General features: G+C 51.6%; 13 protein-coding genes. 4 read left to right on the forward strand and 9 right to left on the reverse strand.

Annotation, left to right across the window (positions count from 1 at the left end; genetic code table 11):
- Positions 1-417 precede the first annotated feature (417 nt).
- Complete coding sequence (locus DEP07_RS06610) at positions 418-852, forward strand: hypothetical protein (RefSeq protein WP_281868977.1); 435 nt, start codon at positions 418-420, stop codon at positions 850-852.
- A 114-nt stretch (positions 853-966) separates the two neighbouring features.
- Here DEP07_RS06610 and DEP07_RS06615 read toward each other — a convergent pair whose 3' ends face one another.
- The 5 genes from DEP07_RS06615 to DEP07_RS06635 form a co-directional block, all read right to left on the reverse strand.
- A complete protein-coding gene (locus DEP07_RS06615) occupies positions 967-2949 on the reverse strand; it encodes a methyl-accepting chemotaxis protein (RefSeq protein WP_287102287.1) in 1983 nt (660 codons plus the stop codon).
- 240 nt (positions 2950-3189) lie between these two features.
- Positions 3190-4125, reverse strand: a complete 936-nt coding sequence (locus DEP07_RS06620; protein ID WP_287102288.1) for a 3-hydroxyacyl-CoA dehydrogenase family protein — start codon at positions 4123-4125, stop codon at positions 3190-3192.
- Between the two features lie 139 nt (positions 4126-4264).
- Positions 4265-5686: a SpoVR family protein gene (locus DEP07_RS06625; RefSeq protein ID WP_122962758.1), complete on the reverse strand. Its 1422-nt coding sequence runs from the start codon at positions 5684-5686 to the stop codon at positions 4265-4267.
- 375 nt (positions 5687-6061) lie between these two features.
- A complete protein-coding gene (locus DEP07_RS06630; RefSeq protein WP_173596021.1) occupies positions 6062-6289 on the reverse strand; it encodes a hypothetical protein in 228 nt (75 codons plus the stop codon).
- Positions 6290-6568: 279 nt separating this feature from the next.
- Positions 6569-6718, reverse strand: coding sequence for a hypothetical protein (locus tag DEP07_RS06635; protein ID WP_173600004.1), 150 nt, complete (start codon positions 6716-6718; stop codon positions 6569-6571).
- A gap of 74 nt (positions 6719-6792) precedes the next feature.
- On the opposite strand from DEP07_RS06635, the gene DEP07_RS06640 reads away from it, so the two are divergent.
- The 3 genes from DEP07_RS06640 (at position 6793) to helD (ending at position 10559) form a co-directional block, all read left to right on the forward strand.
- Positions 6793-7167, forward strand: coding sequence for a DUF423 domain-containing protein (locus tag DEP07_RS06640; protein ID WP_122962755.1), 375 nt, complete (start codon positions 6793-6795; stop codon positions 7165-7167).
- 145 nt (positions 7168-7312) lie between these two features.
- A complete protein-coding gene (locus tag DEP07_RS06645) occupies positions 7313-7912 on the forward strand; it encodes a DUF6143 family protein (RefSeq protein ID WP_274874954.1) in 600 nt (199 codons plus the stop codon).
- A 280-nt stretch (positions 7913-8192) separates the two neighbouring features.
- Positions 8193-10559, forward strand: coding sequence for an RNA polymerase recycling motor HelD (helD, locus tag DEP07_RS06650; protein ID WP_287102289.1), 2367 nt, complete (start codon positions 8193-8195; stop codon positions 10557-10559).
- 30 nt (positions 10560-10589) lie between these two features.
- Here helD and DEP07_RS06655 read toward each other — a convergent pair whose 3' ends face one another.
- The 4 genes from DEP07_RS06655 to DEP07_RS06670 form a co-directional block, all read right to left on the reverse strand.
- A complete protein-coding gene (locus DEP07_RS06655; protein WP_287102290.1) occupies positions 10590-10934 on the reverse strand; it encodes a DoxX family protein in 345 nt (114 codons plus the stop codon).
- Between the two features lie 118 nt (positions 10935-11052).
- Complete coding sequence (locus DEP07_RS06660; RefSeq protein ID WP_287102291.1) at positions 11053-12267, reverse strand: bis-aminopropyl spermidine synthase family protein; 1215 nt, start codon at positions 12265-12267, stop codon at positions 11053-11055.
- A gap of 435 nt (positions 12268-12702) precedes the next feature.
- Positions 12703-13944: an MDR family MFS transporter gene (locus DEP07_RS06665; protein WP_173596018.1), complete on the reverse strand. Its 1242-nt coding sequence runs from the start codon at positions 13942-13944 to the stop codon at positions 12703-12705.
- The gene (locus tag DEP07_RS06670) at positions 13937-14869 is read right to left on the reverse strand and encodes an ArsR/SmtB family transcription factor (RefSeq protein ID WP_274874951.1); all 933 of its coding nucleotides are present in this window, start codon (positions 14867-14869) and stop codon (positions 13937-13939) included. The genes DEP07_RS06665 and DEP07_RS06670 overlap by 8 nt, the downstream gene beginning before the upstream one ends.
- Positions 14870-14925: the final 56 nt, after the last annotated feature.

Raw genomic sequence — 14925 nt, forward strand, 5'->3', positions numbered from 1 at the left:
TGCTTCAAACAACTGCTGGATGGTGTCACGAAACAAATCTTTAAGCATGGCGTGTACGTCTTAATCCTTCGCTAACTACTTGATCGTCATGTCTCTGTTGTCTTGCATAAATGATCATCTCCTTAATGGGAAGTTTAACCATTTACACAAAACTTTTTACGCTCTCTTAAACTGTACTGAGCCTGTTTTAGAAACGGCTTGATGGCTAACGGCTGGCTACTCAGCTGATTTTCTCCCACGCGTCTTGTCCCGGCTGGATTTTCTTAGTCTGCTTATTGTCGGTTGCTGTTTTTCTTCGGACAATTACACTGTGGTTAAAGGAGGACTTTTCTATTTAGGTAAACAAGATTATTTATTATTGTAATAAATGTAATATAATACCATTTTTATATAAAATAATACCAAGGAGGTGCAATAGTGCTAACCTACTTTAAAGGTGCAGGCTGTTCATTATTCGTTGCAAGTATTCTACTTTATTTTTATGTAGTAAGTAGAGAAGGAGTAGTACCAGTAGATGATAGCGGTACATACTATATACTTCAAGGCTACATTATTGTATTAAATTTTGTCGGAGCACTTTTTGGATTGGCACTATATTTGAATTTATCAAGAAAAAAGTCACACAACGTATTGCTTAATATCGTTTTATTCGCACTACTTGGATTGGCGTATTCCATCGTTCTTTCGTTTTTATTGCCGTTCAAAATGATTACATTTGGAATTACGATTTGCGGTTCAATATTTTTTTATCTTGCTCAGCTTTCTACTAAACGCACTGCTTCTTACACAACTGCGATAGGTGGCCTGGTCGTATCCATTTCTATCTTTTTGTTGTTGTATTTTGTTTATTAGTTTTGAGCTGTCATTTTTCGAACCATACACAAAAAGAAACAGGCAGCTTTTAAAAAGGGCCTGTTTCTTTTCGTATATTTTGAGCTTCTATCTCCCTACCTGGAAATTTTGCCTTTACTCATACGTAAACTTGTTAATCAACACTTTCAATTCCTCGGACAACACCGACAGCGCTTGCGCCGACGAGGAAATTTCCTCCATGGAGGCGAGCTGTTCTTCGGAGGAAGCCGCTACTTCCTCGGCAGTTTCGGCATTGCCTCTCGCGATCTGCGCCAGATCGTTCGCAGCTGTCGTCACTTCATGCACCGCGTTTGCGATTTGTCCCGCAATGGCTGATACTTCGTCGATGAGCGGATTCGTTTGGCGGGTACTCTGGACGATTTCCTCAAACTTGTGGATCGTTTCCGTAGAGAGAGCCAAGCCTTCAGCCACATCCTGTCTGACTTTCTCCATGTTATCGACCGAGGCTCTCGTCTCTTTTTGAATTTCTGCAATCAGTTCGACGATTTGCTTGGCTGACTCCTGGGATTGCTCTGCCAGCAAGCGCACTTCGGTCGCGACGACGGCGAAGCCTTTTCCGTGTTCGCCAGCGCGGGCTGCTTCGATCGCGGCATTGAGCGCCAGCAAATTGGTCTGCTGGGAGATGCCGCTGATGACTTCCGAGATCGAGCCGATTTCTTTGGAACGGTCGTACAGCGATTTTATCATTTGATCGGATTTCTCCACGGAAGCATGAATCGAGTTCATTTGCCCTACGACTTGCTGCACCGAGCTTCCGCCTTCATCCGCCTGCTCCGTCGTTTTCGTAGCGATATCCGCGAGAACCTGGACACTTTGCGTGATTTGGACGATTCCTTCCGACACCTCTTGGAGAGAGTGCACATTGCGCTCCGTGACTGCGGTCTGCTTTTCCGCCCCTCCTGCCACTTCCAGAACCGCATTCGTCACTTGCTCCGTAGCAATGCTTGTCTGCTGGGCACTTGCCGTCAACTGCTCGGACGAAGCGGCAACTTGCTCGGCTCGCGCTTCCACATCGGAAATGAGCGTGCGCAAATGCTCCTGCATCATGTTGAACGCGCGGCCAAGCTCGCCAAGCTCATCGCTCGTGCGCACTTCGATGGAATCGGTCAAAATGCCTTGGCTGACCCGGACCGCATGCTCTTTCACCTCGCGAATGCTTGCAATAATCGAACGCAAAATCACGAAAATGATCATCCCGCCCACGATCAAGCAAACCGCAATCGTCCAAAGCGTATGCGTATAGATCGGGCGGGCAGCCTCATCCACTTCCGAGCGGAGCATCGAACCAGCTACTTTCCAGCCCGTAGTCGGATTGGTCATAAAGTACATTTCTTTTGGCTGATCCTGAAACGAATACGAGAACTGGCCCGTCTCCGCCTGGTACAAGTTATGATAGAACTCTTCTTTTGCTTCCTCTCCCGCAGTCTCCTCCGGGTGCACAACGTACTTCTTAGTCCCATCCAACACCATCACGTAACCGTTCGTGCCGATATTCACGCTGCTGGCCACTTTTTTGATTTGCTCAATGCCGAGCGTAATGCCGATGACTCCAGAGCCGTCATCCGTCGCTTTGGCAATCGTTACGATGACTTCACCCGTAACGGCGGAAATGTACGGCGCGGTAATAATCGCCTTGCCTTTGCTCGCCATCGCGATTTTGTACCAGTCGCGGGTACGCGGGTCAAAGTCTGCCTTCACTTCCTGTCTGGGCGAGCGCATGTAACTCCCGTCTTCCGTCCCTAAACTGATACTCGCTACTTCCGGGTTCATCCCCATGTAAATATCGAGGAATTTCACAGCCTCCGAGTTGTCTTTTGCTGCATACATGCTCTTGTTGATCACTTTCGCCAAGTAGTCAGCGTCTTTCATTTTCGGCTCAAACGTATTGGAGATGATCGAATTTACGAGAGAAACATTTTCATTCGCGCTTGTCATGATCTGCTTCTCAATTTCCTGCTTGGCCTCCTGGAAAGACAAGGCTCCAACCACGAGGGAAGGGATAATCAGGATCAACAGAAACGTCACAATCAACTTGGTTTTGAAGCTTTTGATCCATTCTAGCTGTCTTACGTTCAAGTCTGTTCATCTTCTTTCCTTGTTGAATTTGGATAAAAAAGGACAATCGTTATAAGTCCTAATGACTAATATCGGTAACTGCCTAATGCTTTTTTAGTAAAAAGACGATAAAGTTTGTCGGCTTTGATACCCGGGATTGCCTGTAAAAGGGCAGCAGCATGCGTTTCCGGGCGAAAAAATGGCTAGAAAAAAAGCCGGGATATCCCCCGACTTTTTTCCTGATTGCTTTTGCCCTATTGTTTATCGCTCGTTTTTCAGCTTGGTCAGCCGGATGAACTGCTCGTCTCTTGCGTGCAGCCTGTCCGCGACTGAGACGTGCTCGTACGAGTAGATGCCTGCGCCTGATTTGGTGCCCAGCTCGCCTTTGTTCACGTGCTCGCTAATAATCTGTGGAGCCGTAATAGATTGATCCAGTTCCGGCGCCAAATTGTCCATGACGCGCTGCCACGTATCCAGCCCGCCAAAATCAGCCGTCTCGATCGGCCCGACGAACGCCCAGCGAAAGCCGATGCCTGCTTTCATTACCGTATCGATGTCTTCCGCACTCGCCACGCCTTCCTCCAGCAAATGAAACGCCTCTCTCATCAACGCCGTTTGCAGGCGGTTGGCGATAAAGCCAGGCACATCTTTTTTCAGCAGCACGGGAGCTTTGCCGATTCGTTCCATCAGCTTGACTGTCGCTGTGACAACTTCCTCTGCCGTTTGCTCGTGGCGCACAATCTCGACAAGCGGAACGAGCTGCGCCGGATTGAAAAAGTGAGTGATGATAAAACGGTGCGGCAACTTTGCCTTTTCGATCAGCCGCGCGATAGAGAAAGTAGACGTATTGGAAGCGATAATCGCCTCCGGCTTGGCAAACTGCTCCAATTGGGAGAACAGCTGCCATTTCAGCTCGATCACTTCCGGCACAGCTTCTGTAATCACATCGGCCTCAGCCACCGCTTGCTGCAAATCGGTAGTCAGCACAATCCGCTCCAGTGCAGAGGACTTGTCCTGATCCGTAATGACTCCCTCTTTTTTCAGCAAGTCCAGACTTTGTTCCACGCTCGCTTTTGCTTTGTGCAATAGTTCCTCCTGCAAATCGTAAAGCGAAACAGAGAAACCCGCCAATGCATATAGCTGGGCGATGCCATGCCCCATTACACCTGATCCGATTACTGCTACGTGCTTTATCATGTGGAGAACCTCCCGGGAAGTAGGTAGATCGCTTTTGCTTTGCGAAAATTTCCACAACGGGCGGACCAAATCCTGCTGGCAGCAAGCAGAAAAGCCGCACCCCCGGCTAGATCATCCCCGGACGTACGGCTTGCCTTTTTTACAAAAACCTGCGATGCACCTTTTTGCCGTCATAGGTGAACATGACTTGCCGATCTTCCACGACTGTCTCTAGGTGGATATTTTTTCCCCACAAGGTGTAGACGTAAGGCAGCGTCTTCTCGACGTACTTCACGTCCAGCTCCAAGCCTTCGAAGTGGTGCTTGAGCAATAGCTCTCCTGAGCGCAAATAGTCGCCGTCATGCACCAGCACATATGGAAAGCCGCCGTTTACCCGCGTCCCGGCCAGACCGTCGCGCACCTGCTCCCACTGTTTTTCCGTTACGACCCAGTCGTTGCCCTGCTTGCCGAACATGTACAGGTCGAGGTCGCTCACCAAGTCTTTTGTCAGGAAGTTGCGGATAAAGCTGATGTCGGATTCCAGCTCGCGCACCTCAAACAGCTTGGCGCGTCCTTCGCCCGGCTTGCGGCCAAAGCGCTCCTGCTCTTCCTGCGTCGGATTGTCCCAGCGTCTTTCAATGTCCTCAAAAATTTTCAAGCCGAGATGGTACGGGTTAATGCTTGTCGTCGACGGCTGGATGACTGAGGAATGCAGCTTGGCAAATTCAATCGTCTCCGCCTCCGTCAGCTCCATCTCCCGCAGAATGCGCATATGCCAGTAGGTCGCCCAGCCTTCGTTCATGATCTTCGTCTCCATCTGCGGCCAGAAGTAGAGCATCTCGTCGCGGATGATCGTCAGCACATCGCGTTGCCAATCGTCCAACACGTTGCTGTACTCCATGATGAACAGCAGCAAGTCTTTTTCCGGAGCCGGCGGGAATTTGCGCACTTGCTTGGCGGGATCAGCTTCCACTTTTTCTTTGCGGTCCAGTCCCCACAGGTCATCGTAAGGCGATGTCCGCTCATACTTCGCTTTTTTCTGCGGCTCTTCCCCTTCCCGCTTCCATCTCAGCTTGGGACGCAGCAAGCTCGGATCAATATGCTCCTGTATCGCCAGGCTCGCATCCAACAAGTTCTCGACCGCTTCCTTGCCGTGCTCGATCTCGTACTGGCGAATCCGCTCGCCGCTCGCCGCCATGCTCTCGACCATATCGCGGTTCGTATTGGAGAAGCGCATGTTGTTTTTGAAAAAGTCGCAGTGAGCCAGCACGTGGGCAACGATCAGCTTGTTTTGGATCAGTGAGTTGCCGTCCAGAAGAAACGCATAGCACGGGTTGGAGTTGATGACCAGCTCGTAAATTTTGCTCAGGTTCAGGTCGTATTGCAGTTTCATCCGGTAAAAGCTCTTTCCAAAACTCCAGTGCGAGAACCTGGTCGGCATGCCGTACGCGCCAAACGTGTAGATGATGTCTGCCGGGCATATTTCGTATCGCATCGGATAAAAATCAAGGTTGAACCCCTTGGCTATCTCCGTGATCTCGTCAATGGATCGCTCCAGTTCTTTGCGCTCGTCGCCTGTCATTGCCTTTCCCCCTCCATTCGCCAAAGCCTACTTTATGTATATGGGGCAAGTGGAGAAAAGACGCCACGGTTCTTGGAAAAAACGGTTGGAGTGGCAGGGAAGTGTTTTGACAACAAAAAAGCGTCTCCTTATGAGGAAACGCCTTCATCAGTTTGGTTATTCTTTATTCTTTGATACTTAAAAGCCCTCATATCCCTCATATGTTATGCTCTCTCACACTCTTTGCATTTTTGTCTCATTAATTGTTCAAGTACGCTCTCAATCTTAGCCATCTCTTTTTCTTTTGAGTGAGTGTCATTCATTTGAGGCTTTTGCTACTCGTTGTCAGATCAGTCAAACGTTCCCGATAAGTTTTCAATAAGTCCTTCAATGCCTTTAGCCGACGGAAATATCAATATTTTGAACAGTATTGTCGATTGAATCAACATCTAATTTTATAGTATGGACATTATCGTCTATGCTTTCTGTAATATTCTTAATCGACTCAACAGCAACTGTCATATCAATAAGATAGTCCTCGATCTTATCCACGCGCTCATTTAAAACCTTGATCTCACCTAGTATTTCCACCAAAACGCTTACTACATCTTCAAGAGTTGCCATTTTTTGCTCCTCCTAATTCGGTCAAATGAACATAATTCAAGCGATCCTCATTTCCAGAATATATTAATTCAAAATTTCCAATATGTCTATTTCTCTAGCCCTATATCACAAATATGTAATGCACGCAGCGATGTTAGATAAGGCAACTAGCTTACTTGCTTTGCCCACGCTTGAATCAATATGCTTCTAAATCGCCAGGCTGGCAAGAACTTGTTCCCCCATAAAAAAGCGCCCCCATCCAGTAGACGCCTTCGCTTTGTTCACGCTTGCGTGTCGTCCTTATTTTTGGAACCAGTCACGTACGCCCGAATAAATAAGCGCGCCGGAGAAAACAAGCATAGCGATCAGGCCAATGCCGTCCACCACCAGATTCAGCCCGTTCAAAAACGTGCCGTCCAACACACTGTTCATCAAATTGCAATTGGGCATAGCTCATCCTTGTGCGGTACAATAATAATGGATATTTGTGCCTGATTTCGATCATCTGAAGGAGTGAATGACGCATGAAGCTGTTTTTGCTGCTCGGCAGTGTCAGCGGTTTTCTTTCGGTTGCGCTTGGAGCATTCGGTGCCCACGCCCTGAAAGAAAAGCTGGATGAATATTCGCTTGGCATTTTTCATACGGGAGTGACGTACCAGACGACTCACGCTCTGGCACTCGTGCTCGTCGCTTTGCTGCTCAAATGGTATCCGGACTCTTCCGGGCTTGTCTGGGCGGGATGGTGCTTCGCAGCCGGAACCGTGATCTTTTCCGGCAGTCTCTACACATTGGCCATGACCGGGATCAAAGTGCTCGGGGCGATTACCCCGATCGGCGGCGTCCTGTTTCTCGCTGGCTGGGCACTGCTTGCCTTCCACGCCTGGAAAGCCGTATCGTAACCGCTCCATACCTCAGACGTCATCGTACGCCCAACGCTCGCTGTTTGGGCGTTTTTCTCTGTAAAAGAAGCAGCGCCGCACCCCGGATAGACGAATGCCATATGCTGTAGGGCTGGCACTACTGAATCGGTAAGGAGAAAAGAACATGACCAACTCCTCCTACTATTACGGCCTGCCTGATATTTACATGCAGATGGGCTACTTTCCCTTTCCCACACCTCCGCCCACTGCGCCGCTGAACCGCAACATGCCCGTCCCATACACGATGCCAATCTCCGATCCATGCAAGCACTTCCTCGGGCAATCGGAAAAAATAGTCGCTCAAGACGGCGAGCACGGCTTCGCTTCTCTGGTCAATCCGCTTCGCTCTGGCGTGCTTTTATACGTAAACCAGTGGCTGATCACGAATCCGCAAGCTTGCCCTCTCGAAGCGCACATCTGGTTTGGCAAAGCAGCTGGCATCGCCAAAGCCAAAGCATCGGCGCAAGTGACGTCCGGCTACATCCAGCTTGCTGCCTGTCCCGCGGCTCAAGGGCAGATCATGTACGGATCAGACCATCCACCCGGCCATCCAGATGGAGTCTTCGCCTCGATCCGCATCGTCCCGCCGATGGCGACAGCGAGCGAGCAACCAAACGGCCAGTGGATCATCGGCCCGGGAATGGCCTTGACGATTCGCGTCCCGGATACAGGCGAGCAACCGGCTTTTTATGTTTACATGAACTGGTGGGAGCACCCGTTATAGGAGGGAAAAAGCCATTCGCTTTTTCCCCGCCCTCTTTTCCATAACCATAACTGCCCCTGAAAGCAAAAAAACGAAGACACAGGCATCGCCCCGTCTTCGTCGTATCGGCTACTATTTTTTTACATGTTGAAAACCTATAGACCCTCTGCTACAATGGGAATTGGTCTGTAGGTGACTTTTCGAAACAACTATCATTCTATCTCCAATATAATCTTACCACATTGCAGCATCCTTGTCAAACCTTCAGATCAAAAAAGGGGAACGAAAAAGGAGCGGTACCATGAGCGCTACTGATCAAGAAAGGCAAAACGAACAGCAACGGGTTGAGACAGTCATCACTGAAATCAGCAACCGGATCACCGACCTCGAACAGCAGGTACAAGTCGTAAGTGAAGATATCGTCGGAATCCGCAAGCATTTTTGGGACGATGTGACCGTCAACTTCGAGGATGCCACCGAGGCGATCGAGACGTACGTCAGCATCAAGCAGCAAGCTGAAGTATTGTCGGAGCGGGAGCGCAGCCAGCGTCATGCCCAGAATCAGTTGCGTACCATGCAGCGATTGATGCACTCTCCCTATTTTGGCCGGATTGATTTTCACGAAGAAACCGAGCCTGGTTCAGAACGCATTTATCTCGGAATCGCCTCTTTACTGGACAAAAACGACGAGCATTTTCTCATTTATGACTGGCGGGCACCGATCTCCAGCCTGTACTACGACTATTCCCCCGGCCCGGCTCACTATGACACGCCAAGCGGGGTCGTCTCAGGAGAGATTACGTGCAAGCGGCAATATATCATCCGCGATGGGCAACTGCTTCACATGTTCGATACTGGCGTGACCATCGGCGACGAGCTGCTTCAGGAAGTGTTGGGCAAGCAAGCCGATTCGCAAATGAAAAGCATCGTCGCCACGATCCAGCGTGACCAGAACCGGATTATTCGCAACGAAAAAAGCCGCTTGCTGATCGTCTCCGGGGCAGCCGGCAGCGGCAAGACTTCGGCCGCCCTGCAACGGGTCGCCTATTTGCTCTACCGCTATCGCAAGACTTTGACCGCAGAGCAGATCGTCCTGTTTTCCCCCAACTCGCTGTTCAACAGCTACATCTCGACGGTTCTTCCCGAGCTGGGCGAGGAAAACATGCAGCAAACGACTTTTCAGGAGTACGCCCAGCATCGGCTTGGCGATTCCTTTTCCCTGGAAAATTCGCTGGAGCAAATGGAATACGTGCTTACCGCCCATGACGAACCTGACTACGAGGCAAGGCTTGCGGCGATTCGCTGCAAATCGTCCGCGCCTTTCCTGCGCGTGATGAATCAGTACGCGGATCGCCTCATGCGAGGAGGCATCGTGTTCCGTCCGATTTCGTTTCGCCAGGGCACGCTTATTTCCGCCGCGCACATACAGGAGCTGTTTTATTCCCATGACACCTCTCTGCCGATCCCGAACCGGATGGCTCTGGTGGCACGAGCTTTGCTCGCGGAAGTCAAACAGCTGGAACGGCGCGAGCGCAGTAAACCGTGGGTCGAGGACGAGGTGCAATTGCTCGATAAAGATGCTTATGTAGCCGCCTATCAGCAGCTTCGCCGCAAAAAGCAGTTTCGCGACGATTCTTTCGACGACTTCGACCGCGAGCAGGAGCTGCTGGCAAAGCGGGTGGTCAAACAGCATTTTCAGCCGGTTCGCGACTCGATTGCTTCGCTGCAATTTATTGATATACAGGCTACTTATCGCCAAATGTATGCCGACCAGGCGCTGCTCGACCAGTTGCTGTCGGATGAGCCGTCCCTGAGTTCAGCTGCATGGCCCGCGATCTGTTCGCTGACCCTGGAGTGCTTGGATCAAGGCAAGCTGACACAGGAAGACATTCCGCCTTATTTGTACTTGCAGGAGTGCCTGGAAGGCAAGCAGACGAACAATCTCGTCCGCCATGTATTTCTCGACGAAGCCCAGGATTACTCGGCGTTTCAGTTTGCGCTGATCAAAAACTTGTTTCCGCGCGCCAAAATGACCGTGCTCGGCGACTGGAATCAGGCGATTTACGCGCATGCTGCGCACGACGAAAGCTTCGGCACAGTCTCCTCGCTCTTTGAACCAGAAGAGACAGAAACATTCGTGCTGACGAAAAGCTACCGCTCTACCTTGCCGATTGTCCGGTTCACGAAGCAGCTGGTCGCAGGCGGCGAGCAGATCGAGCCTTTCAACCGGGATGGCCGGATGCCGACCGTGACGAAGGTACACAGCGACGCCGAGCTTACACAGCAGATTGTCGAGCGGGTGAAAAAGCTGTCGGCAAACGGCCACAAGACGATTGCCGTCATTACGAAAACAGCTGCGGAAGCCGAGAAAGCGCATCAGAGTCTCGCTGCGCTTTTGCCGATTCGTCTGATTACCACCTCTACCTTGTCCTACGATACAGGCAATCTCGTCATCCCGTCGTACTTGGCAAAAGGGGTCGAGTTCGATGCCGTCATCCTATACGACGCTTCTGCCAAGAGCTACAGCCGGGAAAGCGAACGCAAGCTGTTTTATACCGCTTGCACACGCGCCATGCACGAGCTGCATCTTTACTACCGCGATGCAAAAACGTTCTTGCTCGACCACGTATCCGCGAGCAGCTACGAGCATCTGGAAACGGACAACTGATCACAAAAGACCCGGCTGCGCCACTCTGGCTTAACCGGGTCTTGCTTTTGTCGGTTTAAGGCCGACATAGATTGCGACCAAAAGCAAAATCAAATCCAGTTCATACCCGCCGATGAACCCTTTCTCCCACTTCACCGTCACAATCGCTCCTGCCAGTCCCCACGCCGCATAGCTCGCTCCGATCCCCAGCAAAAAGGCCAGTCCGCCAATCAGCTCGATGGCAAGCACCAGAAAAGCAAGCCACCCCGGCAAGCCGAGATCGCCAAACATTTCGCTGACCGCCCCCATCCCCCGCTGCAGCTTCGCCAGACCATGGAGCAAAAACAGCACGCCAGTCGCCATCCGCAAAACAACGAACGCTCTCTCGTAAGCCATAGCTCGCCCCTCCTCACCACTACCATATGCCAGTCGCGGGACAATCAGTCGTGCTCGGCATGACGTTCGGTCAGCGCACCTATGGGCAGCTCTGCGATCGAACCGAGCCACAGGGCAATCAATCATGATCAGCATGACGATCGACGCTACAGCGAGAGATCAGTTCAAACCTCGTCTGTCGGCAGCGCGGGCAGCCTTTGCTTTTCAGAGCTTCAATCGTCTTCACCCGCTCGTTGGCCCCAACCTTGGCCACCTGAGCGCAGCGCTTGCAGCGATACAGCCGCTGCGAACGCACTTCTTCTCCGGTGTACAGCGGCTTTCTGTACGCTTCCTTCACGATTGGAGCCGTCTGCTCGGTAGTGACGAGCACGATCATCTGGCCTTTTCCGCCCAGCAGTTGTGCCCCCTCGTACTCGTTAAAATGACTGAGAACTTCCCGGACGCTCAATCCCGCCTGCACGAACTGCTGCTGCATCTGCAACGTAAAATCGGGCGACTTGTGCGCAAAAGACAAGAAAACAGGCAGTCCTTTGCGCGGCTGCAAACCGCTGATTCCCCGTGACAAAAACAGGGACATCCCTTGCAGCGTATACGGCGGATCGGTAAAAAAGCAATCGAACTGACGATGCAACCGCGCAGGCAGCGGCTCGCGCAAATCGGCGTGATGGCATTGGATCGCCAAGTTCCGCTGCTGCGCTACATCCCTGATATATTGCAAAAAGCGCTGATCAATATCGACAACCTCAATCTTGCCTGCGCCCCCCGCTTTTCCTGGAAACAAGCGTTTGAGCAAAAGGGCGAGCGACACGCTGACCAAGTCGTCGTCGCCCACGCACAATACTTTCTTGCCGACAAGCGCATGGTTCCGCAGACAAAGCAGCGCCCGGCGCAAACTCGTCTCTGCCGTGCATTTTGCCTGATCGAGCTGCACATTCACTTGCGGCCGCTCGGACAAGATGCTCTCCAACTCGTTGTACACGTCCGCCAGCTCGTTTTTCCAGGCCGACTCGTCTTGCATCAGCTTATTGTACAAAGTCCGGTCCAGCCCGCCGAACCCAAGTCCATTTTCCACGTAGGCCAAGCCGTCTTCCGTGCAAGCCAAGCCGTTTCTCGCTTGCAACGCCCCGGCCTTGATCAGTTCTTTTTTGATTGCAGTCGCCACCGGAACAGGCAGCATGACTTTTCGCGCCAACTCTTTGCCAGGCAAGCCCGGCTGAAAATAACAATGCAGCAGGAACTGCTCAATCACTTGCGGCCCTTCCTGCAATTGAACTTGACGATACGTTTCTTCTATATAGTTGCGATAGTTGCGCATGTGTACGCCTCTTTTCATTAGGGATATGCCTCCCTCTCCCTGCGCCGAAGCGGTCATAGTGCTTCCCCTTTATCTGAGGAGCAAAGTGATGACCGCAAGCGGACACACCCACTTGCATGAAAAAAAGCAGCGAAGAACACATGGTTCCCCTCTGCCTTGGGTGCGCAGAAAAAATCGTAGCCGCTGATGCAAAAAAACCGTGCAAAAAGAGCACGGTTCCGGCGACTGATCGGATTGGGCAGGTCGATGACCGTTGTTCTTAACCAATGAAGCTCTCCCTGTTCCCATCACAAACAAACCACTTGCTAGATGACTTTTTGCGAAAAAATGGGAGAACTTTATCCAATTGGATTAGTTAAGCACAAACGCCGACATCAACATTTCCCCTAGTGAAAAGATTTGAGTTCCAGTATATACCTTTTTACAAATACAGGCAATACTCTTTTTGTTTGACTAGCTGACAGTTTTCACTTGTACACTCTCTTGCATGCTTCGCTGCTCATGAAGGCGGCGGCCTAACCAGTAAAAGACCAAGCTGACCATGGCAATCGCGCCCATCATGACAAACATCGTCGGCCCGCCGTATGCGTGCAGCACGATTCCGCCCGCCCACGGCCCGAGAAAGCTGCCGAGCATGCTGACGCTCTGCGCTCCGTAATAGGTGCCGCGCATATTCGCCGGGCTGATTTGGTCGATCTGCGCGTACTCGGCTGGCACGATCAAAATTTCTCCCAACGTAAAGACGATCATCGCAGCTACGAACCAGCTCCACGTAGCCGAAAAGGCGAAGCCCAGCTCTCCGACCGCCATCAGCGCCGCTCCCGCTGCAATCCGCGAAAACAAGGAATAACGCTCAACCAGTCGCGTCAGAGGCACTTGCAACAGCAGCACGGTAAAGCCGTTGGCACTCATCAACACGCCAAACAAGGCGACGCCTTCCGTTATGTTTTCACGCAAATACTGGGACAACGTAACAGACATTTGCCCATGAACCGTCACCAGCAAAATTCCGCCCACGACAAAAGACAGCAGAGCCACGTCTTTTTTCAAGATGCTCCAGATTTGCTGCAAGCTCGCTTTCTCTGTTGTCGCCTGCCCGCCAGCAGCGCCATCTGAGACGCGATACTTTTGGCACACGATCCAAAGCACAGCCGCAAAACAAAGCGTGGAGAACGCCGTAAGCATAAAAGCAATCCCGCTGCCCGCAATGCCTAAAAACGCTCCCAGCATCGGCCCGATAGCCACTCCGAGGTTTATCGCCAAATAGCGGTTGGAAAACACCCGAAACCGTTTCCCTTCCTCCGTCAAATCGCCCATCATCGCCTTCGACACCGTTCCGTAAAAAGACGCCGACAAACCCATCAACAAACTGATCAGCAAAAGCACCAGCGGATTGCCGAAAAAGACGAAACCGACGAAAGCTGCTGCCATCAATACCATGGAAAAAATCATCAGCTTTTGCCTGCCGAACAAGTCCGACAAAATCCCGCCGAGGAAGCCGCCAACCGTGCCCGCCAAAGGCCCCGCGCCGATAATCAACCCGATGTAGGCAGGCGTCAGCGTCGTCGTCTCGCTCAAGTAAATCGCCAGAAACGGCATGCTCATCGATTGCGTCAGGCTGACGAACACCGTGCCCGCCATCAGCAGATGCACAATCGGGTGATACGCCTCCCAAACTTTTTTCCACTTATTCATCGGTCATTCTCCTTGCTCCCTCCCTGTGCAAAAAGGAACGCAACAGCACAGGCAGACGATCGACGAATGACTCGCGCAAGCTGTAGGCTGCAATCGTTGTGCTGCCGTTATAGTGCGCGCGAATCAGTCCAGCCCGGCGAAGCGCCGTGACGTGGTGGTGGACCGTGCTTTTGGCGAGCGACACCTGCTCTTGCAGCTCTCCCAGCGTACTCTTTTTTTCAGCGAGGCACCGCAAAATGTGCAGCCTTTTTTCATCCGCCAGACACTGGGCAAGCGGCAGAAGCTCAAGCAATGGCTGCGGCTCGGTTTGTCCGGCATCTCTGACCGGATACAAGCACGTGGCAAGTCCGCGGTAAAAATCGAGAACGGACGTAGGCGCACAGTGATATTGCGGGATGAGCACGACCTCTTGCAAATCGGGCATAGGCTCGATCCAGATGCCGTTTGACGCATGGTCGATCAGCTCGATCGCGGTCATTTTTCCCGCCAACTCCGTCATTTCCGCCGCGCTTCGCTCCAGACTCGTGACAATGGCTGGCGAGATCCGGGAAAAATAATGCTCATTCCATCGCGCCAAAAGCGACACGCTATGATCGCGGATTTCACCGAGATTGAGCGGGATCGTCTCTACCCATGGAGCGAGCAGCTCGTAAATTTCTCCGGGAGGCAGCTTTTCCAGCCAGCCGAGAAAGTCCGCCACCGACTTTTTCTCCGGGGCTTGCGCGACCAATAGCACCAGTCTGTGCAGCACCTCCCAGCGCTCATCCTCCAGCTCTTGGGCGAACGCTGTGGGCAGCTGTTGCTTCGTTTCTTCCTTCCAGGAGACGCCAAGCTGCAAATGCTTTCGTTCCTTTTCGTAAATGTACGCATACAGGCTGATGATGCATTCATAGGCAGCAGACCATTCGATTCTAATAGAATACATTTTATTCATTCGATCACCATCGAACATCAGATTTTTTATTAGTGTAGCATCTCCGC

The organism is Brevibacillus sp. (assembly GCF_003521185.1).
Taxonomy (GTDB): Bacteria; Bacillota; Bacilli; order Brevibacillales; family Brevibacillaceae; genus Brevibacillus; species Brevibacillus parabrevis.